Raw genomic sequence first — 25,348 nt, forward strand, 5'->3', positions numbered from 1 at the left:
ATGGCACGTTCATTAAAAAAAGGCCCTTATATAGAACATCATTTGGCAAAGAAAGTGGATGTCATGAACGATTCCGGCAAAAAGTCCGTAATCAAGACCTGGTCAAGGAGGTCAATGATCTCTCCGGACTTCGTGGGACATACCTTTGCAGTGCATAATGGAAACAAATTTATTCCTGTATTTGTGACAGACAATATGGTTGGGCACAAGTTGGGTGAATTTGCTCCTACCAGAAATTTCCGTGGACACATTGCCAAAAAAGATAAAGGAAAGAGATAATCATGGAAGCAATAGCAAAATTAAATAACGTTCCTACCTCTCCCAGGAAAATGCGTCTGGTTGCGGATCTGGTAAGGGGAAAAAAAGTGGGTCAGGCATTAAGTATCCTGAAATTCACACCCAATCACGGAGCCATCAGGCTTGAAAAATTATTGTTATCAGCCATTGCCAACTGGCAGGCAAAAAATCCTGAAGAAAAGCTGGAAGATGCTGAGCTTTACGTCAAAACCATCGCAGTAGACGGGGGCAGGATGCTGAAAAGGCTTAGACCTGCACCACAGGGCAGGGCCCATAGGATCCGCAAAAGATCAAATCATGTAACGCTAATTGTAGACTCCCTGAGTGGAGACGTTACCGCTGATATTGTTGAATCAAATGAAAATGAAGACTAAAATATGGGACAGAAAGTTAACCCAATTGGTTTAAGGCTTGGTATCATCAAGGGTTGGGACTCTAACTGGTATGGTGGTCGTGATTTTGCTGAGAAGCTTTATGAAGACCAGAATATCAGAAAGTATGTATTTGCCAGGATTCCAAAAGGTGGCATTTCCAAAGTAATCATCGAGCGAACGCTTAAAAGGATTACCCTAACCATTCAAACTGCGCGACCCGGAGTGGTAATCGGTAAAGGCGGTTCGGAAGTAGATAAACTGAGGGAAGAATTAAAAAAGCTTACCAATAAGGATGTTCAGATCAATATTTTCGAGATCAAGCGCCCTGAACTGGATGCGAAATTAGTAGGAGAATCCATTGCACAGCAATTGGAAGCCAGGATTTCTTTTAGAAGGGCAATGAAGCAATCCATTGCGGCTACCATGAGGGTAGGTGCAGAAGGAATAAAGGTAAAGCTTTCCGGAAGGCTTGGTGGAGCTGAAATGGCCAGGTCCGAGATGTACAAGGAAGGAAGGATACCATTGCATACCATTCGTGCCGATGTGGATTATGCTTTATCGGAAGCACAAACGGTATATGGCAAGATTGGTATTAAAGTCTGGATCTTCAAGGGAGAAGTTTATGGGAAGAGAGATCTTTCGCCTAATCTGAGTTCTGGAAGCGATGCCAAAGGCAATGCTCCGGCTGGAAACAGGAGAAGGAGAGAAGGTGGACCCAAGAGAAGAAAAAGAAACAACTAAACATCTTTAACTGAGCAATCATGTTACAGCCAAGAAGAACGAAATTTAGAAAAATGCACAAGGGGAGGATCAAGGGAATTGCCCAGAGAGGTCATACCCTGGCCTTTGGCAATTTTGGAATCAAATCCCTTGAGCCTGGATGGATCACCTCTAGACAAATAGAAGCTGCCCGTATTGCGATGACAAGAGCAATGAAAAGGGAAGGTCAGGTTTGGATAAGGATTTTTCCAGATAAACCCATTACCAAAAAACCTGCAGAAGTAAGGATGGGTAAAGGTAAAGGAGCTCCCGAGTATTGGGTTGCAGTGATCAAGCCGGGGACAATCCTCTTTGAAGCTACAGGGGTACCTGTAGAAGTAGCCCAGGAAGCCTTGAGATTAGCACAACAAAAGCTTCCTGTAAGTACCAAATTTGTCGTACGTAGAGATTACGTTGGATCATAAAGCAATGAAAAATTCAGAAATCAATGCTCTTACGGAGAGCGAAATTATATCACGCATAGCTGCGGAGAAGGAGAACCTGACAAAACTTCGTTTTGCTCATGCCATTTCTCCTATTGAGAATCCTAATAGAATCAAAGAATCAAGGCGTTTGGTCGCAAGGTTGAATACTTTTTTACGAGCCAAACAACTAGCTAAATAAATAACAAAATGGCTACTACAGAAAGAAACCTTCGTAAAGAAAGAATAGGTAAAGTAGTGAGCAACAAAATGGATAAATCCATTACCGTAGCTGTGGAGAGAAGAGTAAAACACCCCATGTACGGTAAATTTGTTGGTAAGACTACCAAATTCATGGCTCATGACGAAAACAATGATTGTAATCCGGGAGACCTGGTTAAAATCAGTGAAACGCGTCCGCTGAGTAAGAGTAAACGTTGGAGATTGGTCGAAATAATAGAAAGGGCTTTATAAATCATGATACAGCAAGAATCCAGATTAAGCGTAGCGGACAATTCAGGCGCAAAAGAAGTGCTTGTAATCCGAGTTTTGGGAGGAACCAAGAGAAGGTATGCTTCTATTGGAGACAAGGTTGTCGTGTCTGTTAAATCGGCCATTTCGTCCAGTAACATGAAAAAAGGCACTGTTTCCAAAGCAGTAATAGTAAGGACCAGAAAGGAAGTCCGTAGAAAAGACGGCTCATATATCCGGTTTGAAGATAATGCGGCCGTACTTTTGAATAACAATGACGAACCCAGAGGTACCCGTATTTTTGGCCCTGTGGCCAGGGAACTGAGGGAGCGACAGTTTATGAAAATTGTATCACTGGCCCCTGAAGTATTGTAAAAATGGAAAGAAAATTTAACAAACAACCTAAATTGCACATCAAATCCGGAGATACCGTTTTGGTAATTTCAGGTGATGACAAAGGCAAAAAAGGAAAAATCCTTTCAGTTGACCAAACCAAGAGAAGGGCAATTGTTGAGGGTTTGAATATGGTAACCAAACATATCAAACCAACGGCAAATTCCCCTCAGGGAGGTATTGAAAAGAAGGAAGCGCCGATTCATATCAGCAATCTAAAATTGGTAGATCCCAAAACCGGTGAAGCTACCAGAATTGGAAGAAAGAAAAATGAAGACGGAAAATTAGTAAGGTACTCTAAGAAAACCGGGGAGGTGATCAATGGCTAAACCTAGATTAAAAGAAAAGTTCGACAAGGAAATCACTTCGGAGCTGAAGGATAAATTTCAGTTTACAAGTGTGATGCAGGTTCCCAGACTTACCAAGATAGTTTTGAACAAAGGTATTGGAGCTGCGGTCGCTGACAAAAAATTGGTAGATCAGGGTGTTGAGGAACTTACACTGATCACCGGGCAAAGAGCCGTAGCTACCAAAGCTAAGGTCTCCATATCCAACTTTAAGTTGAGAGACGGAATGCCTATCGGTGCAAAAGTTACTTTAAGGGGTGACCGGATGTACGAATTTCTTGATAGGCTGGTAAGCATTGCCTTGCCCAGGGTTAGGGATTTTAAGGGTATTTCTGATAAAGGATTTGACGGTCGTGGCAATTACACACTCGGAGTGACTGAACAAATCATATTTCCTGAGATCAGTATTGATAAAGTAAACAGGATTTCCGGCATGGACATTACCTTGGTTACCAATACCAATAATGATGAGGAAGCATATGCCTTATTAAAATCTCTGGGAATGCCTTTTGTTAATAAAAATAAAGAAGAAGAATAATGGCAAGAGAATCGATAAAGGCCCGCGAAAGAAAAAGAGAACGTTTGGTAGCAAAATATGCTAAAAAACGTGCTGAACTAAAAGCTGCTGGTGACTACGAAGCCTTGGATAAGCTTCCCAAGAATGCTTCTCCAGTAAGGCTTCATAACCGATGCAAGCTTACCGGCAGACCCAAAGGATACATGAGAAAATTCGGTATCAATAGAGTGACTTTCAGAGAGATGGCTTCAGCAGGGAAAATTCCGGGTGTAACCAAGTCTAGCTGGTAAAAATTATATAATAGTTTTTATTCTAAATTTCATTGTGTAACTTTGCAGGCCCATTAGGGTTTTGCAGTTAGACTAATACAAATATGACTGATCCAATAGCTGATTATCTAACCAGATTGAGGAATGCCATCAAGGCTTCTCACCGGATAGTAGAAATACCTGCTTCGAACATGAAAAAAGAACTTACTAAAGTTCTTTTTGAAAAAGGTTACATACAAAATTATAAATTTGTTGAGGAGGGTCCTCAGGGTACTATAAAAATAGCCTTGAAGTACAATCCACAGACAAAGGAAAATTCCATTGTTAGCCTTTCTCGTATCAGTAAGCCAGGTTTAAGAAAATATGTGAGTAAGGATTCCCTTCCAAGAGTAATCAATGGTTTGGGAATTGCAATTATTTCCACCTCCAAGGGGGTGATGACTGACAAGGAAGCCCGTGTTGAAGGCGTGGGTGGAGAAGTCCTTTGTTACGTTTATTAAAAAATTGATATGTCTAGAATAGGTAAAAAACCGATAAATATACCTGCGGGTGTGACTGTAGACGTTTCTGATCACAATCAGGTAACTGTTAAAGGTCCCAAAGGTACACTGGTACAGGAGGTAAATCCTGATATATCAGTAAAAGTTGCGGACAATCAAGTTGTATTCGAAAGACCAACTGATTCAAAGCGTCATAAATCCCTGCATGGACTTTTTCGTTCTCTGGTAAACAATATGGTTGTCGGGGTTCATGAAGGATATAAAAAAGACCTGGAACTTGTAGGTGTAGGCTATAAGGCTACCAATCAGGGTCAGATTCTTGAACTTTCACTGGGTTACTCACACAATATATTTTTGTTGGTTCCCCAGGAAATAGCTATCAAAACGGAAACTCCCAAAGGAAAGAATCCATTGATTTCTCTTGAGGGAATTGACAAAGAATTAATCGGACAGGTTGCCGCTAAAATCAAATCCCTGCGTAAAGTTGAGCCTTTCAAAGGTAAGGGTGTAAGATTTGTTGGTGAGCACATTAGACGTAAAGCTGGTAAAACTGCTGCTAAAAAATAATTAGAAGATGGCTTTCAAGAAAAAAACAAGAAGACTGAGAATAAAAAGAGGTATCCGAAGAAAGATTTCCGGTACCGATGCCAGGCCAAGACTTTCTGTGTTCAAAAGTAATACAGGGATTTACGCACAATTGGTTGACGATTTAAAGGGGCAAACGCTAGCAGCTGCGTCCTCTAAGGAATTAGGTTCCAGTAAAAATATAAATATAACCGTTTCGAAGGAAGTTGGTAAAAAGCTTGCTGAAAAAGCGGTAGCCAATGGTTTAAATGAAGTAGTTTTCGACAGAAGCGGGTATCTTTATCATGGAAATGTAAAAGCTTTGGCCGATGGTGCCAGAGAAGGAGGCCTTAAATTTTAATCATTATGTCCCAAACAAGTAAAAAACCCATTCGGGCTACAGATACAGAATTAAGTGAAAAGGTAGTTGCCATTAACCGGGTGGCTAAAGTGGTAAAAGGTGGACGTAGGTTCTCTTTTTCTGCTATAGTAGTTGTTGGTGATGGAAAAGGAGTTGTCGGATTTGGTCTGGGTAAGGCCAATGAGGTTACCGATGCCATTACCAAAGGAGTTGAAGACGCCAAGAAAAATCTTATTCAGGTTCCCTTACTGAAAGGTACCATTCCTCATGATCAGCTGGGTAAGTATGGAGGAGGTTTGGTATTGATCAAACCAGCAGCTCCTGGTACAGGTGTTTTGGCCGGTGGAGCCATGCGTGCAGTACTTGAAAGCGCCGGTTATACCGATATCCTGGCCAAGTCAAAGGGCTCTTCCAATCCGCACAATGTGGTAAAAGCAACCATTGATGCCCTGGTCAATCTTAGGGATGCCATTGCTGTATCTCAGCAAAGGAGAGTTAAATTATCTAAAGTATTTAACGGTTAAATTTATGGCTAAGGTTAAAGTTACACAGATCAGAAGCATTATAAAACGACCTAAAAATCAGAAAGCAACGATAACAGCTCTGGGATTAGGTAAGATCAATAGAACTGTAGAGGTGGAAAATACCCCACAGATGCAGGGATTGATCAAGAAAATCAGCCATTTAGTTAAGGTTCAGGATGTTTAAACCGGAAGCTTAAATGCTTACCGAGTTTTGACCAGTAGAAAATAGATATAAAATGAAATTACATACATTAAAACCAGCCGAAGGTTCCATCAAAACCAGAAAAAGAATTGGTAGGGGCCAGGGTTCCGGAAGGGGAGGTACTTCCACCAGAGGTCATAAAGGTGCTAAATCCAGATCTGGTTATAAAACAAAACTTGGCTTCGAAGGTGGGCAGATGCCCTTGCAACGTAGGGTTCCAAAGTTTGGTTTTACCAGTCATAACAGAGTGGCATACCAGGCAATCAATTTGGACAAGATACAGGAACTGGTTACTGATTTGAGTATTGATACGATCGATTTTGACGTTTTACGTGAAAATGGTTTAGTTTCCAAAAAAGATCTTGTAAAAGTGCTTGGAAGGGGCGAACTTACCTCGAAAGTAAATGTAAGTGCCCACAGCTTCTCCGCTTCAGCTATTGCTGCTATTGAAAAAGTTGGAGGATCTGCTAATAAGATTTAATTCATGAAAAAGTTTATCACAACAGTAAAGAACATCTTTTCGATTGAGGATTTGAGAATCCGGATTTTGAATACAATAGGATTACTTATTGTTTTCAGGATCGGCTCTTTTGTAGTCCTTCCGGGGGTGGATCCCAGTCGTCTTGGAGAAGCTGCCTCAGGTATCTTCGGGTTGATTGATACCTTTCTGGGTGGTTCTTTCAGTAGGGCTTCCATATTTGGTTTGGGTATTATGCCCTACATTTCTGCTTCAATTGTCCTGCAATTGTTGACTGTTGGGGTACCGTATTTTCAGAAATTGCAAAAGGAAGGGGAATCTGGGAGAAAGAGAATCAATCAGATTACACGGATCCTGACCATACTGATTACTTTTGCCCAGGGGATTGGATACATAACAGCCACTATTCCAGATGAGGCCATTATGATTGATAAGACCCTCTTCATGGTATCAGCACTCATTTTGCTTACTTCCGGAACCATGTTTTGTATGTGGATAGGCGAAAAGATTACTGAAAAGGGTATTGGTAATGGTATATCCATGTTGATTATGATAGGGATTATTTCAGCCCTGCCAGGTGCTATTATTTCAGAAAGTTTATCAAAAGGTGGAGGTGGAATACTCTTATTGATTCTTGAAGCCGTGATTCTGTTTTTTGTTGTAGTTGGGGTCGTGGCTTTGACAGAGGCTGTCAGAAGGATACCGGTTCAATATGCCAAGCAAGTAGTTGGTGGGAAAGTATATGGTGGTCAACGCCAGTACATCCCTATCAAAGTGAATGCTTCAGGAGTAATGCCCATTATATTTGCACAATCCCTGATGTTTCTACCTGCACTTATTGCTCAAATTTGGGCTGAATCAAGTGATATTGCCGCTTATATCGGGACTACATTTTCTGATTTCACCTCATGGCAGTACAACCTGGTATTTGCGCTGATGATTATTCTTTTTACATTCTTCTACACCGCTATCACGGTGAATCCGGAACAGATAGCGGAGGATATGAAAAGAAATGGCGGTTTTGTCCCAGGTATCAAACCTGGTGCTCCAACTTCCGAGTTCATTGACAATATTATTTCCAGAATTACGCTGCCAGGTTCCATTTTACTAGCCCTGGTGGCCATCATGCCCGCCTTTGCCATTATCGCCGGAGTGAGTGGGGAGTTTGCCCAATTCTATGGAGGAACTTCACTGCTTATTATGGTCGGAGTTATTTTGGATACTTTGAGGCAGATTGAAAGTTATCTGTTGATGAGACATTATGAAGGAATGATGAAAAGTGGTAACATGAAAAATGATCCTTCAAGTTACGCTGTAGCTTAAATATGATACAGTTTAAGACTGAAGAGGAAATTGAAATTATAAAAGAAAGTGCGCAGATTTTAGGAAAAGCGCATGGCGAGGTAGCCAAACATGTGAAAGAAGGAGTAAAGACTGCTTCTTTAGATAAAATTGCTGAGGAATTTATTCGGGACCACCATGGAGTTCCTTCATTTAAAGGATACAATGGTTTTCCAGCTTCATTGTGTATTTCCGTGAATGAAGTAGTAGTTCATGGATTTCCCAGTCAGTATGTTTTGAAAGATGGCGATATAATCTCAATAGATTGTGGAGTCTTTCACCAAGGTTTTCATAGCGATTCCGCTTATACTTACCCTGTTGGTGAAGTTTCCCCCAAAGTTATTGAGCTGCTTAATGCTACCAAGGAATCCCTTTATGTAGGGATAGAAAAAGCTGTTTTTGGTAATCGTGTTGGCGATATAGGAAACAGTATTCAAAAATTTATTGAGGCGAAAGGGTATACGATAGTGAGGGAGTTGGTAGGTCATGGTCTTGGCAAACAGCTTCACGAAGCCCCTGAAGTTCCGAATTGGGGCAAAAGAGGTAGCGGAGCCAAGTTAAAACAAGGAATGGTCCTTGCCATTGAGCCCATGGTTAATTTGGGTACCAGGAATATCGTTCAGGAAAGAGATGGCTGGACCATTAGAACAGCAGATCGGAAGCCCTCTGCTCATTATGAACACACTGTGGCCATATTTGAGGACAGAACAGAAATATTGACAACCCATCGTTATATAGAAGAGAATTTTAAATCTTAATTATGGCTAAACAGGCATCTATAGAGCAGGACGGCACCATTGTGGAGGCATTGTCCAATGCAATGTTTAAAGTGGAACTGGAGAATGGTCATCAACTTATTGCTCATATTTCCGGTAAAATGCGGATGAATTATATCAAAATTTTACCCGGAGACAAGGTAAAACTGGAAATGTCTCCCTATGATCTCTCTAAGGGGAGGATAGTGTACCGCTACAAGTAAAAAGCGGAAAGAGCAAATGACGGAATCGGATATTAGAAAATTAGTATTGATATGAAAGTTAAAGCATCTATTAAAAAAAGAAGTGTTGACTGTAAAGTAATCCGGAGGAAAGGAAAACTTTACGTGATCAACAAGAAGAATCCAAAGTTTAAACAAAGACAAGGTTAAATACTATGGCTAGAATTGCAGGTGTCGATATACCAGACAATAAACGTGGTGAAGTAGGCCTTACTTATATTTTTGGTATTGGCAGGAGTACAGCCAGGGCCATTCTTACTAAGGCAGGCATTTCTTTAGACAAGAAAGCAGGAGAATGGGATGATGATGAATCTACCGCTATCAGGAACATCATTGCTGAAGAGCACAAAACAGAGGGTGTTCTAAAATCCGAGGTACAGTTGAGTATTAAAAGGTTGATGGATATTGGTTGTTACAGGGGTTTGAGGCATAGGAAAGGTTTGCCTGTCCGTGGTCAGAAAACAAAAAATAACGCCAGAACCAGAAAAGGTAAGAGAAAAACTGTTGCCAATAAGAAGAAAGCGACTAAATAAATCCTGACATAGATTATGGCTCAGAAAAGAAACGAAAAGACAAAAGCTAAGAAGCGGGTTGTTAAAGTTGAAGCGGTTGGACAAGCCCATATCAAAGCTTCCTTTAATAATATCATTATCTCTATTACCAACAATTCAGGTCAGGTTATTTCCTGGGCCTCTGCCGGTAAGATGGGATTCAGGGGTTCTAAAAAGAATACGCCTTATGCTGCTCAGATGGCTGCCCAAAACTGTGGACAAGTAGCATACGATCTTGGTTTGCGGAAAATCGAGGTTTTTGTTAAGGGTCCGGGAGCGGGCAGAGAATCTGCTATAAGAACCCTCCAGAATGTTGGTTTGGATGTAACCACCATCACTGATGTTACTCCATTACCACACAATGGATGTCGTCCTCCAAAACGCAGAAGAGTTTAATTTAAAGAAAAATAAGCATGGCTAGATATAGAGGTCCAAAAGCAAAAATTGCCAGAAAATTTGGCGAGCCCATTGAAGGGCAAAGCAAAGTGCTTCAGAAGAAAAATTATCCTCCGGGGATGCATGGTAGAGGCAGAAGGAAAAAGCAGTCTGAATTTGCCATCCAATTGATGGAAAAACAAAAAGCAAAATACATCTATGGTGTATTGGAGAGACAATTTGCTAAAATGTTCAATATTGCTTCCAGAAAAAAAGGCGTAACCGGTGAAAACCTGTTGCAATTGCTGGAAGCCCGTTTGGATAATACCGTTTATCGTTTGGGTATCGCTCCGACCAGGAGAGGTGCCAGACAATTGGTTTCCCACAAACATATCCTTGTTAATGGTGAATTGGTAAACATCCCTTCTTATCTTTTAAAACCCGGAGATGTGGTTGGAGTAAGGGAAAAGTCCAAATCATTAGAAGCAATTACCGAAAGCCTTAGAGGCAGAGGGACTACCAGATATAGTTGGTTGGAATGGGACAATGGTTCCCTAAGCGGCAAGTTTGTTAGTGTTCCTTTGAGGGAAGATATTCCGGAGAACATCAAAGAACAACTGATCGTTGAATTGTACTCTAAGTAATCATTTACATTCCTAAAAAAAGAATTAAGATATGTCCATATTAGCATTTCAAATGCCAGAGAAGGTGGTAATGGAAAAAGCAGATGATTTTCATGGTCTGTTTACCTTCAAACCACTTGAAAAAGGATACGGGGTAACCATTGGTAACGCCCTAAGAAGGATTCTTTTGTCTTCGCTGGAGGGATATGCCATTACTGCGGTAAAATTACCTGGTGTAGTGCATGAATTTTCCAGTATAGAGGGAGTGGTTGAAGACGTGACTGACATTATTCTTAACCTAAAACAGGTTAGGTTTAAGAAGATCCATGATGCCATCGACAATAAAATTACCGTCGAGGTTAAGAATAAAGATGTTTTTACTGCTGGTGATATTGCTAAATTTACCACCTCATTTGAAATATTGAATCCTGAATTGGTCATATGTCATCTGGATGATTCCAAAACCCTCGAAATAGAGCTCAGCGTGGATAAGGGAAGGGGATATCTTCCTGCAGAAGAATCCAAGCCTAAAGAACAGCTATACGGAACCATTTCTGTTGATGCTATTTTTACGCCCATTAAAAATGTGAAGTACAGGATTGAAAATACCCGGGTAGAGCAAAAGACCGATTATGAGCAACTGATCATGGAGGTTAGCACTGACGGTTCCATTCACCCTGAGAAAGCATTACAGGAGTCCGCTAAAATTCTTATTCAGCATTTCATGTTGTTTTCGGATCAAACAATGGTCATTGATGCGCCTGGAAGTGGTGCCATTGAGCCTATTGATGAAGAGTACCTGCACATGAGGAAATTGTTGAAAACTTCTCTGAGTGATCTGGATCTTTCCGTAAGGGCCTATAATTGTTTGAAGGCAGCTGATGTAAAAACATTGGGTGACCTGGCCAAGTTGGAGATTTCCGACATGATGAAATTCAGGAATTTTGGTAAAAAATCCCTGGCAGAATTGGAGCAGTTGATCCAGGAAAAAGGCCTGACTTTCGGCATGGATCTTTCTAAGTATAAACTTGATGAAGAATAATTAAAATGAGACACGGTAAGAAATTTAACCATTTAGGTAGAACCGCCTCACATAGAAAGGCCATGCTTTCAAATATGGCCAAGTCTCTCTTGGAACACAAGCGGATCAGTACTACCCTTGCCAAAGCCAAAGAGCTGAGGAAATATATTGAACCTTTGATTACAAAGGCAAAAGAGGATACTACACACAACAGAAGGATTGCATTTGGGTACCTAAAAAACAAGGAAGCTATCAAACTTCTTTTTGGGGAAGTTGTGGAAAAAATAGGTACCCGTCCTGGAGGCTATACCAGAATCATAAAAACCGGTTTCAGACTTGGTGATAATGCAGAGATGTGTATCATTGAACTGGTCGATTACAATGAGCTGTTATTGAAAGATGATCAGCCTGCCAAAAAATCTGGCCGTAGAAGAAGCCGAAGAGGATCTGGTAAGAGCAGTGATGCTGCGGATGTACCTGTGGCAGAAGAAGTTAAAGAGGAGAAAGAAAAGCCTAAGGCCAAGAAAAAAGCCAAGGATACGGCTCCGGAAGAAAAGGGCGAAGCCGCTGCAGACAGTGCTGCTGAATCACCCGAGGCTTCTGCTGAGGACAATGCTGATAAAGCAGGAGACGATGCAGATAAAAAGGATGACGATAAAAAATCAGAGTGATATATGTTTTATCGGATGAAATGAATTGGGGATTGGGCTTTTGTTCAATCCCTTTTTTGTGTCCTTTTCTTTGAATGCTTTCTACTACTTATGATAAAATTATTAAATTTGCCTATCAAAAATTAATATGAACAAGAAAAAAGCCACCCTCCTTTTAGCAGATGGAACCGTCTTTACTGGTAGTTTAGTAGGTAGTCATGGTACCAATGGCGGAGAAATTTGCTTCAATACCGGCATGACCGGCTATCAGGAAATCTATACTGACCCTTCCTATACAGGTCAAATCATCGTTAATACTACGCCTCATATCGGCAATTACGGAGTAGTTGAAGAAGATGAAGAATCAGATCATCCTCTAATTGCGGGTATTGTAGTCAACGACTTTTCTGAAATCTACAGCCGCCTTGATGCAAAGGAATCCCTGCAAGGATACCTTGAACGTCATGGTATCACGGGGATTGCCGATGTGGATACCCGGAAGCTGGTCAGGCATATCCGGTCCAAAGGAGCGATGAATGCCATTATCAGTTCAGAAATAGAGGATCTGGATGCCTTGAAAAAAGAATTGGATAAGGTTCCGGACATGAATGGGCTAGAACTGTCATCCCAGGTTTCTACCAAAACACCTTATTACCATGGTGATGAAAAGGCAAAATTGAGAGTGGCCTGCGTCGATTATGGCATCAAAAAAAATATTCTCAGGTGTTTTGCAGAACGAGAGGTTTATTGTAAAGTTTTTCCAGCCAGGACTACCTTTGCTGAAATGGAGGAATGGAAGCCCGACGCTTATTTTCTTTCCAATGGTCCCGGAGATCCTGCTGTCATGGAATATGCGGTGAATACCACCAAAGAAATATTAGACAATAATAAGCCATTGTTTGGTATATGTCTTGGGCATCAGCTTCTGGCCAGAGCCTGTGGTATTTCCACCTATAAAATGCATCATGGCCACCGCGGACTTAATCACCCCATTAAAAACCTGATTACCGGAAAAAGTGAAATAACTTCCCAAAACCATGGTTTTGTTGTTAGCCGGGAGGATATTGATCTTTCAGATAAATTGGAAATTACTCATTTACATCTCAATGATGAAACAGTGGCTGGGATAAAAGTGAAAGACAAGCCGGCTTTTTCTGTTCAATTCCATCCTGAAAGTTCTCCCGGACCTCATGATTCCAGGTATTTATTTGAACAATTTATTTCATTATTAAAGAATTAAATCTTAAACTTTATATTTTGTTATGACATTGATACAATCCATACACGCAAGACAAATTTTAGATTCCAGGGGCAACCCTACGGTAGAAGTAGATGTATTTACCGATAATGGTGCTTTTGGAAGGGCTGCTGTTCCCAGTGGAGCCTCTACTGGTGTACACGAAGCAGTAGAACTGAGAGATGGAGACAAAAGTGTATATATGGGTAAAGGAGTCCTCAAAGCCGTTGCCAATGTAAACGATGTAATCGCTCCGGAATTAATTGGTTTTGACGTTTTTGAACAAAATCAAATTGATCAGCTGATGCTTGATCTGGATGGGACCAAAAACAAATCCAAATTGGGTGCAAATGCCGTCTTGGGTGTTTCTCTTGCCGTGGCCAAAGCAGCGGCCATGGAATCAGGCCAGCCATTATACCGGTATATTGGAGGTGTAAACGCCAATACCCTGCCTGTACCCATGATGAACATTTTGAATGGAGGTTCACATGCGGACAATGGTATTGATTTTCAAGAATTTATGGTAATGCCAGCTGGGGCATCCTCTTTTTCCGAGTCCCTTAGGATGGGAGTCCAGATATTCCATGAATTGAAAGCCGTGTTGAAGAGCAAGGGACTTTCCACCAATGTAGGTGATGAGGGAGGTTTTGCGCCGGATCTTAAAAACAATGTGGAAGCCATAGAGGTGGTTTTGCAAGCCATTGAAAAAGCAGGGTTTCGTCCTGGTGAAGACGTTTTTATTGCCATGGATCCTGCCTCCTCTGAATTTTATGATGAGGAAAGGGGATTATACGTATTTAAAAAATCCACAGGTGATGAATTGACCTCGGAGCAGATGGCCAACTACTGGACTGAATGGGTGAATAAATACCCCATCAAATCCATTGAAGATGGCATGCAGGAAGACGATTGGAAGGGTTGGAAAATGATGACGGAATCAGTTGGCGATAAAATCCAAATCGTTGGCGATGACCTATTTGTTACCAACGTGGAAAGGTTACAGAAAGGTATAGATGAGAAAATAGCCAATGCGCTATTGGTAAAAGTAAACCAAATCGGATCTTTGACAGAAACCATCAACGCCGTGGACCTCTGCCACCGAAACAAATACAAATCAGTGATGTCCCACAGATCAGGAGAAACGGAGGATTCTACTATTGCGGACCTGGCCGTGGCACTCAATACAGGTCAAATCAAAACCGGATCCGCCTCCCGTTCCGACAGGATGGCAAAATACAATCAATTGTTGAGAATTGAAGAGCAACTTGGGGATTCCGCTTATTTCCCAGGTTTGAAATTTTAATGCAGCATCGATTCTGGTAAAGTCAAAACCTGAGAGCAAATTGTAATCAAAACCCTTTTTAGGCATTAGCCTTTAAAGGGTTTTTTATTTTATGGAAGCGGTATTTGTTGTATCATTTACCTATAGTTTGAATGGTCCATACCTAGCCAGCTGATGAAATTGAGCACGAGGAGAACCTCACACAGAGGGTTGATTTTAAGGCATTTGAGATTACACTCCAAGGGCAGGACAGGCATCTGAGCATGAAAAAACTATAAACAGAAGAATGAGAATAGGTTTTTGTTTCTCAAATTCTTAGGTTTATTATAATATGGCAACAATTAAAATGGCAGCAACCATTTCACTGGGCTTACTGCTGCTTTTGCTTGGATCAAGCCTCAGCATTCCTTTGATGGCCCAGAAGATCAAGGTAGAAGGAAGGGTAGTGGACGAGGAAACAAATTTGCCCTTGCCTTTTGTTACAGTATTTGTAAACAATACTGCTGAGGGTACCGTGGCAGATGAAAACGGAAAGTTTGACCTGGAAATGGAAGCAGGACACTATGAACTGATTCTGTCTTTGGTTGGATATGAAAACCTGGTTTATTCGGCAGATTTCTCAGGTGACCTGCCCCGATTTGTTTTTGAGATGGCGCAGAAGCCAATCGACCTGAATGAACTGCAAGTGGATGGAGAAAGAAGCCCAGAATGGTATGAAAACCTGAAGCTCTTTGAATACCATTTTTTGGGTAACAGCCGTTTTGCTACAAGCTGCAATATTATTAATCCGGAGGTTTTGGTCATTGACTTTGATCAATCGTTACTGAAAGTTTACAGTACAGACTTTTTAATTATAGAAAATCATGCACTTGGATACCGCATAGATTATCTTTTGAACTCCTTTGAGTTGGATACCGAAAAAAAAATATTTCACTATTTGGGCTATCCCAGGTATACCGAAATGGATGGAGGGAAAATAAAACAACGCAGGTGGAAAAGAAACCGGTCATCGGCATACAGGGGTTCCTGGCTGCATTTTAAGCGAAGTCTTCTGGAAAGTACTACAGATATGGAAGGGTTTGAAGTCAGAAAAATGAAGCAAGTTCCTAACCCTGAACGGCCATCAGATAGGAGCATTCTAGAGGCAAAACAGCAACTTAAAAATACCAAGGATTTACCCTATAGCATTTTCAGGGACTCTTTATCGGCAATTGTTAGCAAGGAGTCTCTTCCAAAAATAATTGATAAAGTAGAACCCGATCCACTAAAAGAATCGGAATATAGCTCTGTCACTGATGGTGAACTTACTTTGAAGTTTGATGATTTTTTGCAAATCACTTTTACCAGAGGGAAGGTCAGCAGGGAGTTTATCCATTCATTTGTACCAGGTAAAGCTCCCAGATCCCCCTATCCTGTTTCATTTTTAAGGCAAACGGCCCCTGTATCGATATACCCAACCGGATTGGAGGCCAATCCCCTTTCCCTGTATCTGGAGGGGTATTGGAGCTGGCTAAGAATGGGGGATGATTTACCAATGGATTATAAATTGCCTGAATAATACGTACAAGGGATAGGACATTTTTGGATGGTTGACATTAGTTTTCCTATATTTGACAAAACATTAAGTAAAGAAATGGCCAAATACATCAGGTACACCAAAAACTTCTACTTCGTATTTACCGTTTTATTCATCATATGGATGGTTTTTATTGACAGCAATGATATCATCAGCCATATCAAGCTCCGGTCTAAGTTAAATGATTTGGAAAACCAAAAGGAATTTTACCAGGAGCGCAAAGAGAAAATTCAGGCTGAAAGAGAAGAATTGCTGAGCAATTATGAGCTGTTGGAAAAGTTTGCGCGGGAACGCTATTTGATGAAAAGGAAAACGGAAGACCTGTATGTTATTGTGGAAGAATGATTTAATACAAAAATGTGCCGGCGCTATACTGCTGGGATTTTTTATTTTTCTGGATTTTGAAGCCCATGGGCAAAGACAGATCTATCCCGAAGAGAATCCTCCCTTAAAAGAACGTTTGTACTTTGGTGGCAATGGAAGCCTTCAATTTGGAACCATCACTTTCGTGGAAGTATCTCCTCTGGCCGGGGTAATGATCACCGAAAGGTATTCAGCAGGTCTGGGAGCTACCTACCAATATTTAAACAACCGATTTTATCAAAATGGGGATGCCCATATATATGGGGCCAGGATATTCAACAGGTTTAATGTTTTGCCGAAAATATTTTTACATGCAGAATACGAAGCGCTCAATGTAGAGGTGGCCAATCCTATCCCAAATACCACTGATGTGATATTTACCAGAGATTGGGTTCCTGGCTTGTTTGCAGGTGCAGGTTATTTTACCCCCTTTGGAGAAAGAGGGGGAATGAACTTCATGCTATTGTACAACTTTAGCTATGACAATAGAAGGTCTCCTTATAATGAACCATATGTCATCAGAGTGGGTTTTGTATTCTAAAGTTACAACAAAGCATGGATTCATTTATAGACCGATTGCACGAAGCCCACAACCACTGTCCGGAATGCCCTTCTCCCAAAGTGATCAGTCGCTTTTTTGATGATATCCTGGGCATATTGTTTCCGGAGCATGCCAATGAGATCCTTAGAGACCGTGAAAATCTGGCAAAGAAGTTCTTTCAATTAAGGGAGCAACTTACGAGTGTGCTTAAGAAAAATGAGGTCCTGCACAAAGGCGATGGACAAGCCCTGGCTGAAGCATTCTTTGATCGCCTGGAAGCAGAAGTATTTGAAAAGTTACACGAAGATTTGCAGGCCATGTTTGAAGGGGATCCCGCCGCAAAGTCCAAAACTGAAATTATCCGTTGTTATCCAGGTTTTTATGCCATTGCAGCCTACCGCATAGCACATTTATTGCACGTACTGGGGATTGGGCTTATTCCAAGAATGATTACCGAATACGCCCATGGAAAAACAGGAGTTGACATACATCCCGGAGCCAAAATTGGTCGTTTTTTCTGCATTGACCATGCCACCGGAATTGTGATTGGAGAAACGACCCGGGTGGGTGATCGGGTAAAAATATATCAGGGGGTAACCTTAGGTGCTTTGAGTGTCAACAAAGAAGATGCGGATAAAAAAAGGCATCCCACCATAGAGGACGATGTGGTCATTTATGCCGGTGCCACTATATTGGGTGGAGATACCGTTATAGGCAAGGGCAGCGTAGTGGGTGGAAATGTCTGGCTGACCAAAAGTATTCCCCCAAAAAGCAAAATTTATTACCAGACAAAAATTTATGACGGGGCATCAAACCTGACAGACTTTTATGTACTGAAAAGTGATGCCTGAAATACCCATCTATGAAGCTATTTGAATTAATAGGGAAAACCCCTTTAATTGAACTGGAGCAGATTCCCGTAAATCCCAAAGTCAAAATTTTCTGTAAACTGGAGGGGCAAAACCCAGGAGGTTCTGTAAAAGACAGGGCCGCCTATTACATGATCCGGCAGGCCCTGGATAGGGGAGAAATTGGAAGAGGATCCAAACTTGTGGAGGCCACCTCAGGAAATACGGGAATTGCCCTGGCCATGGTAGCCAACTTGCTTGGGGTAGAAATGACCCTGATCATGCCGGATAACTCCACCAGGGAGCGGATTTTATCCATGGAGGCCTATGGTGCCAAAGTGGTCCTTACGCCTGCAGAAAAAACCATAGAATATGCACGAACCCTGGCTGAGGAAATGGCTAGGGACAAGGGATACTTTATGCTGAACCAATTTGCCAACCCGGATAATTACAGGGCCCATTACCAGACCACGGGCCCCGAAATATACCGGGATACGGGAGGGAAGATCACCCATTTTGTCTCCGCTATGGGTACCACCGGTACCATCATGGGGGTGTCACGGTACCTGAAAGAGCAAAGCAAAGACATCCGCATTGTAGGTACCCAACCTACCGATGGGTCCAGTATTCCCGGGATCAGGAGGTGGTCCCCGGAATTTTTGCCTAAAATTTTCGAACCGGAAAGGGTTGATCAGGTGATCGATGTCAGTGAAGAACAGGCCACCGCGATGACGCGCAGAATGGCCAGGGAAGAAGGTATTCTGGCTGGGATGAGTAGCGGAGGAGCTTTGCATGCGGCTATTGAGCTCTCCAAAACCCTTGAGGAAGGCTTGATCGTGTGCATTACCTGCGATAGGGGTGACCGGTATTTGAGTTCCAATCTGTTTGGCTAAGCCATACAAACTTTTTAAATCAACTTTACTCAGCTGCTAATAACTGCTAAACACAGTTGGGTTTCCCATTTTCGATTGATGGATGTAACTGCTATTAAAGTTCCCCAAGAATATTGAAGAAGGTCAAAAGGGAACTTACCAAAAGTATGGACGCACCCTTATTGGTACTGAGCTTAAGTACTATTGAGTTAAATCTATCAATACTATACTGGAATCAGTACCATTTGAAAAACGTCAGCCCGGATTTTTAATATTTCAAGCTTTCCTTGATTTTTATTTGAGTTTGGCATGCTTTTTAGTCAATTTATCACAGGACTCGTACCCAAAATTAACCTATGGAATTTGGTGAATTAGTAGCTTATTTTGTTTTAAGCCTTGCCATCATAAATGCAATTATTTTGATTCTGGCTGGTAAGAGAGCAAAAGTCTCTCAGCAATATATGGGGTTTGCACTCCTGTTTTTTAGTGGATTCCTTTTTACCCGGCATAATGAATTTGTTACAGGATGGCTAGCAGTTCTGATGTATTTCCTAATGCTTTGTGTAGGTCCCTTTTTTTACTTTTTTATTCGAAATTCACTAACTAGATATAAAAGAAACAACTACCTGGATTTACTCCATTTTCTTCCATTGATTCTGCTATCAATCCCGGTGTTACTCATCCTGGCCAGGAAGGAGTTGCCTGGTTTTTTGTTTTCTAGCTCTCAGGGCTACCAACCAGTTGAAATTCCAATGCCCGGCGGTTCGGCACTTACTTTTGTCTGGTCTCATGAACTATTACTTTGTTCCCTTCTGATTTATTACCTTTTAGGGCTGAGGTTATTGTTTTTTGCCCAACCGATTAATATTCATTATTCCGAACAAAGGAAAGTAAAAAGATGGCTGACCTGGATTTGTTGTCTTTTTGGTCTTCTACTCATTCTTTTTAGTCTAAGCCAGGATTATGTAGAATCGCTTGTGGAACAAAAGCTCCTGCCAAGGGATCAGGTAATGCCTGTTGTTCTACTGGTGTTAACTGTTGCCATGCACTTCAAGCCCAATCTTGTTTACGGTTTTGATTTTGGGGAAAGTCCGGAATCCAGATGAAGATTTACAGTCAAATTTCGAGTTTTATTACTGGCAGGGAAAAGCCAATGAATGCAAGTTTTAAGGCGGGTCTGCAGCGCATAATTTACCAGATCGACAGACAAAGATTGGTTTTTGGGACTGTGTTTGGATAAAAGGTAAAAATCAAGACCCTAAATCAATTCGAAAGGTTCTTCTTGTAAAACCACTTGGTCAAACTTTTCGAATCTCGTATATTTCTGACTATGAAAAACTATACTGCAATCAAAGCTGCCTGTCAGTCAAACTCGAAATTCACTTCCCGAATTCTGGATGAGTTTTTACTCTACTATGCGGCAGAAAAGGACAAACTTGCTAAAGAAGCAGATCAACGGTTGGGAACCTACCGGCACATTACCCAAAGCATAGACAAGAGCTGGTATAACATGTTGAAATCCCAATACATCATCCACCGGGTAATGAAAGAGAGTGGATTGATTCATAAATATTTAAAGCATGCGGCCATAAACCGACTTGAAGCAACAGACAAATCCTGGTTGGAGCAGCAGGCATCTTCACCTTGGGAATTTAGTTTTGCCAGGATTTTAGACAGTCCGGAAGCGGATTTTTATTCCATGGAAGATGTGTTTTCAGGCGATACCTACCTGCTATATTCCACAGGAATTTCGGATATATTAAAAAGTGGACCCATAGAACTTTGGTTTAATCTCATCGGCTTCAATGGTTCTTGTTGGCAAACTTATGGACCATTGAGCGGTTATAAGAGTTTTTCAGCGGATGATGTTTTCTTTTTTGCCACCGAGATCAACCCAGGCATTACTGATGAGTATGCATTGATGAAGGATGTTGCCAAAAATCCGGTACCTTATATGATGCTCTTTGGCCGTTCCAATTACCCCCTGACCATTCATGAAGGGGAGGTGCTGGAAGTTGTCCTGTCTGAATTGGAAGATATTGACCTGAAAGAAGCAGATTTGGAAAAGGAATTTCAAGTCGACAGGATAGATATGGTTTACCGCCTGAAATTACCTGGTATGGAAAATAAGCCTCACTTTGCTGCGGCTTATTATGACAGGGCGGAGAAATTTCTTCAGGTAACAGCCATGACGGAAAAGGGTTACATGGCTTTAGCCAAAACCTTTCAAAAACTGGGGGTACAGGTTGAGGTGCCTGCAGATATCTATGTCCGCCCCTCCATGTTGTCTGCGGCTCAGGAAATTCTGAAAAAGGAAATCGAACTCATGCCATATGAATTGCTATTCGAAGAGGATGTAGATCAGGAAGATGCGGATGTGGAAATGAAAAAGTTAAATGAGCTGATGGCCCTGGCACTTCCTTTTATCAATGAGGGAAAGGAACCCGATTTGGAAGCCATCGCAAAGCAAGTCGGTTTGGATTTGGAAGATAACAGGGAGACCCTCACAGCCATTTTTGAAGATATCAAGCGAAAAAGGAAGGGGTAAACTGTATATTAATAGGGAGCCATAAAACTGTTTAAAGAATGATGAAGGAAATAATTTTCTTGTCTCTTTTTTGTGTCTTGACCTGACTCAAAATATACCCACCAATCAAGCTTTGACATGACACTATGCTGGAAGTTATTTAGTGTTTTTTTTAAAAAGATAACTAAATTGCTTTTAAAAGCTAAATATCCTAAGATGAATAAAAGAAGAGCATTTTTAATCAAATCGGCCTTTGGTGCTGCCGGAATGGCTTTGGTCCCTTCCTGGTTAAATGGCGCACCCGCCATTATTAAAAGGTATAACAAACCTGATTCTAAAATCAATGGTGTGCAGATCGGATGCATTACCTATTCATTCCGCTCCCTTCCGGACCAAAGTGCCGAAGCCACGCTGAAATATGTCACTGATTGCGGAATCAATGCCATAGAGTTGATGGGCGGACCGGCTGAATCCTTTGCGGGCATGCCCGAATCGAATTTAGACCGAAGACGTATGTATCAGTTGGGAGGAAAACAGCGTAGCGGAGAAACCCTGACAGCTGAAGAGGCCAAAGAATTCGGTTCCCTTCAGGAGGAAGCCGCAGCCTATGGCACAGAGGTGGCGAAATGGAGGAATCAGGTGGATTTTAAGAAATTTGAACAGCTCCGAAAGATGTACAAAGATGCCGGTGTAAGTATATATGCTTTTAAACCCAGTGCCTTCGGTAAAAGCAACTCAGATGCGGAAATTGCCTATGGTATGAAAGCTGCCAAAGCATTGGGTGCTTCCCACGTCACTTTGGAGCATCCTTCAGATGATGCCCATACGCTGAAATTGGGCAAAATGGGAGAGCGATACAATATGGCGGTAGCCTACCATGGGCATGAACAGCAGACCTTTACCTTTTGGGATACTGCACTGGCCCAAAGCCCAAGAAATGCCCTGAATTTTGATGCCGGACATTACATCGCCGCCGGGCATACGGATATCATGGCACTGCTGGAAAAACAACACAGCAGGATTTTAAGCATGCATACCAAAGACCGGCAGACTCCAGCCAACGGCAAAGGCAATCTTCCCTGGGGAACCGGTGATACCCCTATTGTGGAAATCTTGCAAATGATGCGTCAAAATAAATATAAATTTCCTGCTTCCATTGAGTTGGAGCACCAAATCCCTGAAGGTTCGGATGCAATAAAGGAGGTTCAGCAGTGTCTGGAATATTGCAAATCTGCGCTTGTTTAATGTTTTTCATCCAAAGCCCCTTTTTATTTTTTGGGGTTTTGGATATTTCCAACCCCTGGATATGTAAAGGTTTGTCTCCTTGTGGTGGGGGCTATTGTAAAATAATACAATTATGAGTTTTTCATTTTATCCTTCGGTTTTTATGATTCCAAAATTCTAAGTCATTCAAATCATCTATTGATAAGAGTGGCTCAGCATACCGCAAATTGAAGTCTCTGGAAATTCAATTGCTATTTCAACTCGCCCGTGAGCGGACAAAAGTGTCCGTATTTTTTCAATTGTGAAGGTAAAAATAACCTTTATCAGCCCTTAAAACAGTTTTTCGGACTGGCACCATATTGGGTTTTTATAAAAGACAGGAAAATTCAGTCTTCCTGCTCAACCTCAAAGGATATGATAAAAAGTTACTTTAAGATATTCCTCCGAAACCTGAATAAAAACCCAAGCTACACCCTGATCAATATTTTTGGTTTGGCAGTGGGAATGGCCTCCAGCATTTTGATCTTTATGTTTGTGCAACATGAACTCAGCTATGACCAATACCATGAGAAATCAGACCGGATATTCAGGGTCTCAAGGGCCTGGTATAACCAGGATGGGGCCGTTAGCCTGCACCTTGGTCATGCCGCCCCACCTTTTGGCCCATTGTTGAAATCTGATTTTGAGGATCAGGTGGAAGAAGTGGTGCGGCTGATGAATACTTCGGTAATCATCCGGGAAGAAGATAATGTGTTTAAGGAAGATCGGCTATTTTTTGCCGATCCATCGGTATTTGATGTTTTTTCATGGGAAATGCTGGAAGGTAACCCCCAAAATGCCCTTTCCTTTCCGGATGGCCTTGTCATCAGTGCAAGCATGGCGAAAAAATATTTTGGAGAGGAGGATCCAATGGGTAGAACATTGGAACTTAGGGTGGGATCGAATGTTTTTAATGGGCTGGTCCGGGGGGTCATGGCAGACATTCCCGATAATTCGCATTTTCAGGCTGATTTTTTGGCTTCCATGGAGCCTGTTGTAAATTTCTATGGAGGGTATGAGGCAATGATGACGAATTTTGGGAGCAATAATTTTGCAACTTATCTTTTGTTGAAAGAAGGGGTGAATCCGAATGCGATAATTGACCAACTTCCGGATTTTGTAGACCGCCACATCCCCGCAAACGGGCAGGGAATACCTGCCTCCCTGGGCACGCAACTCTTTTTATGGCCCTTGACGGATATCCACCTGCATTCCAATCTTGACTCTGAAGTCGAACCCAACAGCAATATAGAATATGTATACATTTATGGTGCCATCGCCATTTTCATCCTTTTGATCGCCTGTATCAATTTTATGAATTTGGCCACGGCACGCTCTGCCAAAAGAGCACTGGAAGTGGGCCTGAGAAAAGTGATGGGAGCAGACCGGCAATTGTTGGTCAAACAGTTTATGGGAGAAACTACGCTGATGTCTATTTTTGCCCTATTGGTTGCACTGCTATTGGTTTGGCTCACTTTACCGATGTTCAGCAGCTTTACAGGTAAAGCGTTAAGTCTGAACCTGGTGGATCACCCTGAATACCTGGCAGGTTTTGTGGTCCTTGTGATTTTTGTGGGATTGATCGCCGGAAGCTATCCCTCATTGTTTCTTTCCGGATTTCAGCCGGCCAATGTGTTGAAAGGCACTTATAAGATAGGGTCCATTCATGAGAAGTTAAGGTCTTTTTTGGTGATAGGGCAGTTTGCAATTTCGATAGTATTAATTGTGGCTGTGATGGTGGTGATCGGGCAGTTGGATTTTATGAAAAACAAGGATCTCGGATTTGACAAAGAAGAAATTGCCATTCTCCCGGCATTTGTGGAGTTTTCCAGCAACTATGCCCTTATGCGGGACAGACTGATGCAGCATCCGGGAATTGAGGAAGTGGCCATTTCCAGCAGGATTCCCTCAGGCAGGTTATTGGATTCCCAGGGAGCACAGGCCGAATTGGATGGGAACCTTACACCAATCAATACCCGGATTTCCGATATACACATCAGCCATACCTTTATGCAAGTCTTCGGTATGGAAATACTGGAAGGCAGGGATTTCGACTTCAACATGGCAGCTGACTCCACCCAATCCTTTATTTTGAATGAATCGGCCGTAAGGGCAATAGGATGGACATCACCGGCAGCGGCTATAGACAAGCAGTTCAATTATGGCAGCAGAAGGGGGCAGGTCATCGGGGTGGTCAAGGATTTCCATTTTGAATCCCTGCATCAGCCCATCAGCCCTATGGTTTTCATGGTGCCTGACTCCCGCTTTAACCAGGTTGCGGTAAAACTCAGCAAAGACCACAGGGAGGAAACCCTGGCTTACCTTCGGGAAGAGTGGCTGGCCATGCGTCCCGACTATCCTCTGGAGATCACCTTTGTTGCCGATAAATTTGATGAACAATACCTGGAGGAAGAGAAAATAGGGACAGTTTTTGGTTTTTTTGCCGGTCTGGCCGTTTTGATTTCCGTATTGGGCCTTTTTGGGCTAACGGCATATGCCACAGAACAAAGGATCAAAGAAATTGGCATCCGAAAGGTGCTGGGGGCCAGCAGCTGGAACATCGTTTTACTTTTGGGGAAGGACTTTTTAACGCTGGTATTAATAGGGTTTGTTATCGCCTTACCAATGGCATGGTTTGGCATGAGCCAATGGCTGGGAAATTTTGCCTACAGCATCTCTGTTTCCTGGGTTGTAATGGCCATCGCAGGTTTCCTTGCCTTATTGATAGCCGCCATCACGGTGAGTTCACAATCTTTTAGGGCGGCATTGGTCAACCCGGTGGATACTTTTAAAAAAGAATAAT

36 protein-coding genes are annotated in these 25,348 nt (G+C 42.0%); all 36 read left to right on the forward strand.

Annotated elements, in window-relative coordinates:
- The 36 genes from rpsS (at position 1) to G9Q97_RS13115 (ending at position 25,347) form a co-directional block, all read left to right on the forward strand.
- Complete coding sequence (gene rpsS / locus G9Q97_RS12940) at positions 1-279, forward strand: 30S ribosomal protein S19 (protein WP_073095400.1); 279 nt, start codon at positions 1-3, stop codon at positions 277-279.
- A gap of 2 nt (positions 280-281) precedes the next feature.
- The gene (gene rplV / locus G9Q97_RS12945; protein ID WP_166147485.1) at positions 282-671 is read left to right on the forward strand and encodes a 50S ribosomal protein L22; all 390 of its coding nucleotides are present in this window, start codon (positions 282-284) and stop codon (positions 669-671) included.
- A 3-nt stretch (positions 672-674) separates the two neighbouring features.
- Entirely contained in the window at positions 675-1,412 is a 738-nt protein-coding gene (gene rpsC, locus G9Q97_RS12950) for a 30S ribosomal protein S3 (protein WP_166147487.1), read from the forward strand.
- Between the two features lie 20 nt (positions 1,413-1,432).
- The gene (gene rplP, locus G9Q97_RS12955; RefSeq protein ID WP_073095403.1) at positions 1,433-1,855 is read left to right on the forward strand and encodes a 50S ribosomal protein L16; all 423 of its coding nucleotides are present in this window, start codon (positions 1,433-1,435) and stop codon (positions 1,853-1,855) included.
- Positions 1,856-1,859: 4 nt separating this feature from the next.
- A complete protein-coding gene (gene rpmC / locus G9Q97_RS12960) occupies positions 1,860-2,054 on the forward strand; it encodes a 50S ribosomal protein L29 (RefSeq protein WP_163380330.1) in 195 nt (64 codons plus the stop codon).
- An 8-nt stretch (positions 2,055-2,062) separates the two neighbouring features.
- Positions 2,063-2,326, forward strand: coding sequence for a 30S ribosomal protein S17 (gene rpsQ / locus G9Q97_RS12965; protein ID WP_166147489.1), 264 nt, complete (start codon positions 2,063-2,065; stop codon positions 2,324-2,326).
- A gap of 3 nt (positions 2,327-2,329) precedes the next feature.
- On the forward strand, positions 2,330-2,698 hold the full coding sequence (rplN, locus tag G9Q97_RS12970; RefSeq protein ID WP_166147491.1) for a 50S ribosomal protein L14: 369 nt from the start codon (positions 2,330-2,332) through the stop codon (positions 2,696-2,698).
- 2 nt (positions 2,699-2,700) lie between these two features.
- Complete coding sequence (gene rplX, locus G9Q97_RS12975; protein ID WP_166147492.1) at positions 2,701-3,045, forward strand: 50S ribosomal protein L24; 345 nt, start codon at positions 2,701-2,703, stop codon at positions 3,043-3,045.
- Positions 3,038-3,601: a 50S ribosomal protein L5 gene (rplE, locus tag G9Q97_RS12980; protein ID WP_166147494.1), complete on the forward strand. Its 564-nt coding sequence runs from the start codon at positions 3,038-3,040 to the stop codon at positions 3,599-3,601. Before rplX ends, rplE begins: the two co-directional genes overlap by 8 nt.
- Positions 3,601-3,870, forward strand: a complete 270-nt coding sequence (gene rpsN / locus G9Q97_RS12985; RefSeq protein ID WP_026956459.1) for a 30S ribosomal protein S14 — start codon at positions 3,601-3,603, stop codon at positions 3,868-3,870. Before rplE ends, rpsN begins: the two co-directional genes overlap by 1 nt.
- An 83-nt stretch (positions 3,871-3,953) precedes the next feature.
- The gene (gene rpsH, locus G9Q97_RS12990) at positions 3,954-4,349 is read left to right on the forward strand and encodes a 30S ribosomal protein S8 (protein ID WP_166147496.1); all 396 of its coding nucleotides are present in this window, start codon (positions 3,954-3,956) and stop codon (positions 4,347-4,349) included.
- A 9-nt stretch (positions 4,350-4,358) separates the two neighbouring features.
- On the forward strand, positions 4,359-4,916 hold the full coding sequence (gene rplF, locus G9Q97_RS12995) for a 50S ribosomal protein L6 (protein ID WP_166147498.1): 558 nt from the start codon (positions 4,359-4,361) through the stop codon (positions 4,914-4,916).
- A gap of 7 nt (positions 4,917-4,923) precedes the next feature.
- The gene (rplR, locus tag G9Q97_RS13000) at positions 4,924-5,274 is read left to right on the forward strand and encodes a 50S ribosomal protein L18 (protein ID WP_166147500.1); all 351 of its coding nucleotides are present in this window, start codon (positions 4,924-4,926) and stop codon (positions 5,272-5,274) included.
- 5 nt (positions 5,275-5,279) lie between these two features.
- Positions 5,280-5,798: a 30S ribosomal protein S5 gene (rpsE, locus tag G9Q97_RS13005; RefSeq protein ID WP_166147502.1), complete on the forward strand. Its 519-nt coding sequence runs from the start codon at positions 5,280-5,282 to the stop codon at positions 5,796-5,798.
- Between the two features lie 4 nt (positions 5,799-5,802).
- Positions 5,803-5,982, forward strand: coding sequence for a 50S ribosomal protein L30 (gene rpmD / locus G9Q97_RS13010; protein WP_222851987.1), 180 nt, complete (start codon positions 5,803-5,805; stop codon positions 5,980-5,982).
- Positions 5,983-6,034: 52 nt separating this feature from the next.
- Positions 6,035-6,481, forward strand: coding sequence for a 50S ribosomal protein L15 (gene rplO / locus G9Q97_RS13015; protein WP_166147506.1), 447 nt, complete (start codon positions 6,035-6,037; stop codon positions 6,479-6,481).
- A gap of 3 nt (positions 6,482-6,484) precedes the next feature.
- Positions 6,485-7,801, forward strand: coding sequence for a preprotein translocase subunit SecY (gene secY, locus G9Q97_RS13020; RefSeq protein ID WP_166147508.1), 1,317 nt, complete (start codon positions 6,485-6,487; stop codon positions 7,799-7,801).
- A gap of 2 nt (positions 7,802-7,803) precedes the next feature.
- Positions 7,804-8,577: a type I methionyl aminopeptidase gene (gene map, locus G9Q97_RS13025; RefSeq protein WP_166147510.1), complete on the forward strand. Its 774-nt coding sequence runs from the start codon at positions 7,804-7,806 to the stop codon at positions 8,575-8,577.
- 2 nt (positions 8,578-8,579) lie between these two features.
- Positions 8,580-8,798 carry a translation initiation factor IF-1 gene (infA, locus tag G9Q97_RS13030; protein WP_073095415.1) on the forward strand — a complete coding sequence of 73 codons (219 nt, stop codon included), beginning with the start codon at positions 8,580-8,582 and terminating at the stop codon, positions 8,796-8,798.
- Positions 8,799-8,849: 51 nt separating this feature from the next.
- Positions 8,850-8,966 (forward strand): 50S ribosomal protein L36, encoded by a 117-nt coding sequence (gene rpmJ / locus G9Q97_RS13035; RefSeq protein WP_009034194.1) that lies wholly within the window; start codon positions 8,850-8,852, stop codon positions 8,964-8,966.
- Between the two features lie 5 nt (positions 8,967-8,971).
- Entirely contained in the window at positions 8,972-9,349 is a 378-nt protein-coding gene (gene rpsM / locus G9Q97_RS13040) for a 30S ribosomal protein S13 (protein ID WP_166147512.1), read from the forward strand.
- Between the two features lie 15 nt (positions 9,350-9,364).
- Positions 9,365-9,763 (forward strand): 30S ribosomal protein S11, encoded by a 399-nt coding sequence (rpsK, locus tag G9Q97_RS13045; RefSeq protein WP_014020645.1) that lies wholly within the window; start codon positions 9,365-9,367, stop codon positions 9,761-9,763.
- Positions 9,764-9,780: 17 nt separating this feature from the next.
- Positions 9,781-10,386 (forward strand): 30S ribosomal protein S4, encoded by a 606-nt coding sequence (rpsD, locus tag G9Q97_RS13050; protein WP_166147521.1) that lies wholly within the window; start codon positions 9,781-9,783, stop codon positions 10,384-10,386.
- A 31-nt stretch (positions 10,387-10,417) separates the two neighbouring features.
- A complete protein-coding gene (locus tag G9Q97_RS13055; protein WP_166147523.1) occupies positions 10,418-11,407 on the forward strand; it encodes a DNA-directed RNA polymerase subunit alpha in 990 nt (329 codons plus the stop codon).
- A 5-nt stretch (positions 11,408-11,412) separates the two neighbouring features.
- Positions 11,413-12,057: a 50S ribosomal protein L17 gene (gene rplQ / locus G9Q97_RS13060; RefSeq protein ID WP_166147524.1), complete on the forward strand. Its 645-nt coding sequence runs from the start codon at positions 11,413-11,415 to the stop codon at positions 12,055-12,057.
- A gap of 127 nt (positions 12,058-12,184) precedes the next feature.
- Entirely contained in the window at positions 12,185-13,276 is a 1,092-nt protein-coding gene (carA, locus tag G9Q97_RS13065) for a glutamine-hydrolyzing carbamoyl-phosphate synthase small subunit (protein ID WP_166147532.1), read from the forward strand.
- 22 nt (positions 13,277-13,298) lie between these two features.
- Positions 13,299-14,576, forward strand: a complete 1,278-nt coding sequence (gene eno, locus G9Q97_RS13070; protein WP_166147534.1) for a phosphopyruvate hydratase — start codon at positions 13,299-13,301, stop codon at positions 14,574-14,576.
- Positions 14,577-14,886: 310 nt separating this feature from the next.
- The gene (locus G9Q97_RS13075) at positions 14,887-16,113 is read left to right on the forward strand and encodes a carboxypeptidase-like regulatory domain-containing protein (protein WP_166147536.1); all 1,227 of its coding nucleotides are present in this window, start codon (positions 14,887-14,889) and stop codon (positions 16,111-16,113) included.
- Between the two features lie 75 nt (positions 16,114-16,188).
- A complete protein-coding gene (locus G9Q97_RS13080; protein ID WP_166147538.1) occupies positions 16,189-16,476 on the forward strand; it encodes an FtsB family cell division protein in 288 nt (95 codons plus the stop codon).
- On the forward strand, positions 16,457-17,035 hold the full coding sequence (locus G9Q97_RS13085; protein ID WP_166147539.1) for a hypothetical protein: 579 nt from the start codon (positions 16,457-16,459) through the stop codon (positions 17,033-17,035). Before G9Q97_RS13080 ends, G9Q97_RS13085 begins: the two co-directional genes overlap by 20 nt.
- 14 nt (positions 17,036-17,049) lie before the next feature.
- Positions 17,050-17,886 carry a serine O-acetyltransferase gene (locus G9Q97_RS13090; protein WP_166147541.1) on the forward strand — a complete coding sequence of 279 codons (837 nt, stop codon included), beginning with the start codon at positions 17,050-17,052 and terminating at the stop codon, positions 17,884-17,886.
- A gap of 11 nt (positions 17,887-17,897) precedes the next feature.
- Entirely contained in the window at positions 17,898-18,776 is an 879-nt protein-coding gene (gene cysM / locus G9Q97_RS13095) for a cysteine synthase CysM (protein WP_166147543.1), read from the forward strand.
- Positions 18,777-19,111: 335 nt separating this feature from the next.
- Positions 19,112-19,861: a hypothetical protein gene (locus G9Q97_RS13100; protein WP_166147544.1), complete on the forward strand. Its 750-nt coding sequence runs from the start codon at positions 19,112-19,114 to the stop codon at positions 19,859-19,861.
- A 224-nt stretch (positions 19,862-20,085) separates the two neighbouring features.
- The gene (locus G9Q97_RS13105) at positions 20,086-21,303 is read left to right on the forward strand and encodes a hypothetical protein (RefSeq protein WP_166147546.1); all 1,218 of its coding nucleotides are present in this window, start codon (positions 20,086-20,088) and stop codon (positions 21,301-21,303) included.
- A 195-nt stretch (positions 21,304-21,498) separates the two neighbouring features.
- Positions 21,499-22,527, forward strand: a complete 1,029-nt coding sequence (locus G9Q97_RS13110) for a sugar phosphate isomerase/epimerase family protein (RefSeq protein ID WP_166147548.1) — start codon at positions 21,499-21,501, stop codon at positions 22,525-22,527.
- Between the two features lie 393 nt (positions 22,528-22,920).
- Positions 22,921-25,347, forward strand: coding sequence for an ABC transporter permease (locus tag G9Q97_RS13115; protein WP_166147550.1), 2,427 nt, complete (start codon positions 22,921-22,923; stop codon positions 25,345-25,347).
- The last annotated feature ends 1 nt before the right edge of the window (position 25,348 follow it).

It is taken from the genome of Cyclobacterium plantarum, from assembly GCF_011290685.1.
GTDB lineage: Bacteria > Bacteroidota > Bacteroidia > Cytophagales > Cyclobacteriaceae > Cyclobacterium > Cyclobacterium plantarum.

Excerpts from the sequence above, each read along its gene's own strand:
- rpsS (WP_073095400.1), top strand. The coding sequence starts at position 1 with ATGGCACGTTCATTAAAAAAAGGCCCTTATATAGAACATCATTTGGCA.
- rplV (WP_166147485.1), top strand. The coding sequence starts at position 282 with ATGGAAGCAATAGCAAAATTAAATAACGTTCCTACCTCTCCCAGGAAA.
- rpsC (WP_166147487.1), top strand. The coding sequence starts at position 675 with ATGGGACAGAAAGTTAACCCAATTGGTTTAAGGCTTGGTATCATCAAG.
- rplP (WP_073095403.1), top strand. The coding sequence starts at position 1,433 with ATGTTACAGCCAAGAAGAACGAAATTTAGAAAAATGCACAAGGGGAGG.
- rpmC (WP_163380330.1), top strand. The coding sequence starts at position 1,860 with ATGAAAAATTCAGAAATCAATGCTCTTACGGAGAGCGAAATTATATCA.
- rpsQ (WP_166147489.1), top strand. The coding sequence starts at position 2,063 with ATGGCTACTACAGAAAGAAACCTTCGTAAAGAAAGAATAGGTAAAGTA.
- rplN (WP_166147491.1), top strand. The coding sequence starts at position 2,330 with ATGATACAGCAAGAATCCAGATTAAGCGTAGCGGACAATTCAGGCGCA.
- rplX (WP_166147492.1), top strand. The coding sequence starts at position 2,701 with ATGGAAAGAAAATTTAACAAACAACCTAAATTGCACATCAAATCCGGA.
- rplE (WP_166147494.1), top strand. The coding sequence starts at position 3,038 with ATGGCTAAACCTAGATTAAAAGAAAAGTTCGACAAGGAAATCACTTCG.
- rpsN (WP_026956459.1), top strand. The coding sequence starts at position 3,601 with ATGGCAAGAGAATCGATAAAGGCCCGCGAAAGAAAAAGAGAACGTTTG.
- rpsH (WP_166147496.1), top strand. The coding sequence starts at position 3,954 with ATGACTGATCCAATAGCTGATTATCTAACCAGATTGAGGAATGCCATC.
- rplF (WP_166147498.1), top strand. The coding sequence starts at position 4,359 with ATGTCTAGAATAGGTAAAAAACCGATAAATATACCTGCGGGTGTGACT.
- rplR (WP_166147500.1), top strand. The coding sequence starts at position 4,924 with ATGGCTTTCAAGAAAAAAACAAGAAGACTGAGAATAAAAAGAGGTATC.
- rpsE (WP_166147502.1), top strand. The coding sequence starts at position 5,280 with ATGTCCCAAACAAGTAAAAAACCCATTCGGGCTACAGATACAGAATTA.
- rpmD (WP_222851987.1), top strand. The coding sequence starts at position 5,803 with ATGGCTAAGGTTAAAGTTACACAGATCAGAAGCATTATAAAACGACCT.
- rplO (WP_166147506.1), top strand. The coding sequence starts at position 6,035 with ATGAAATTACATACATTAAAACCAGCCGAAGGTTCCATCAAAACCAGA.
- secY (WP_166147508.1), top strand. The coding sequence starts at position 6,485 with ATGAAAAAGTTTATCACAACAGTAAAGAACATCTTTTCGATTGAGGAT.
- map (WP_166147510.1), top strand. The coding sequence starts at position 7,804 with ATGATACAGTTTAAGACTGAAGAGGAAATTGAAATTATAAAAGAAAGT.
- infA (WP_073095415.1), top strand. The coding sequence starts at position 8,580 with ATGGCTAAACAGGCATCTATAGAGCAGGACGGCACCATTGTGGAGGCA.
- rpmJ (WP_009034194.1), top strand. The coding sequence starts at position 8,850 with ATGAAAGTTAAAGCATCTATTAAAAAAAGAAGTGTTGACTGTAAAGTA.
- rpsM (WP_166147512.1), top strand. The coding sequence starts at position 8,972 with ATGGCTAGAATTGCAGGTGTCGATATACCAGACAATAAACGTGGTGAA.
- rpsK (WP_014020645.1), top strand. The coding sequence starts at position 9,365 with ATGGCTCAGAAAAGAAACGAAAAGACAAAAGCTAAGAAGCGGGTTGTT.
- rpsD (WP_166147521.1), top strand. The coding sequence starts at position 9,781 with ATGGCTAGATATAGAGGTCCAAAAGCAAAAATTGCCAGAAAATTTGGC.
- G9Q97_RS13055 (WP_166147523.1), top strand. The coding sequence starts at position 10,418 with ATGTCCATATTAGCATTTCAAATGCCAGAGAAGGTGGTAATGGAAAAA.
- rplQ (WP_166147524.1), top strand. The coding sequence starts at position 11,413 with ATGAGACACGGTAAGAAATTTAACCATTTAGGTAGAACCGCCTCACAT.
- carA (WP_166147532.1), top strand. The coding sequence starts at position 12,185 with ATGAACAAGAAAAAAGCCACCCTCCTTTTAGCAGATGGAACCGTCTTT.
- eno (WP_166147534.1), top strand. The coding sequence starts at position 13,299 with ATGACATTGATACAATCCATACACGCAAGACAAATTTTAGATTCCAGG.
- G9Q97_RS13075 (WP_166147536.1), top strand. The coding sequence starts at position 14,887 with ATGGCAACAATTAAAATGGCAGCAACCATTTCACTGGGCTTACTGCTG.
- G9Q97_RS13080 (WP_166147538.1), top strand. The coding sequence starts at position 16,189 with ATGGCCAAATACATCAGGTACACCAAAAACTTCTACTTCGTATTTACC.
- G9Q97_RS13085 (WP_166147539.1), top strand. The coding sequence starts at position 16,457 with ATGTTATTGTGGAAGAATGATTTAATACAAAAATGTGCCGGCGCTATA.
- G9Q97_RS13090 (WP_166147541.1), top strand. The coding sequence starts at position 17,050 with ATGGATTCATTTATAGACCGATTGCACGAAGCCCACAACCACTGTCCG.
- cysM (WP_166147543.1), top strand. The coding sequence starts at position 17,898 with ATGAAGCTATTTGAATTAATAGGGAAAACCCCTTTAATTGAACTGGAG.
- G9Q97_RS13100 (WP_166147544.1), top strand. The coding sequence starts at position 19,112 with ATGGAATTTGGTGAATTAGTAGCTTATTTTGTTTTAAGCCTTGCCATC.
- G9Q97_RS13105 (WP_166147546.1), top strand. The coding sequence starts at position 20,086 with ATGAAAAACTATACTGCAATCAAAGCTGCCTGTCAGTCAAACTCGAAA.
- G9Q97_RS13110 (WP_166147548.1), top strand. The coding sequence starts at position 21,499 with ATGAATAAAAGAAGAGCATTTTTAATCAAATCGGCCTTTGGTGCTGCC.
- G9Q97_RS13115 (WP_166147550.1), top strand. The coding sequence starts at position 22,921 with ATGATAAAAAGTTACTTTAAGATATTCCTCCGAAACCTGAATAAAAAC.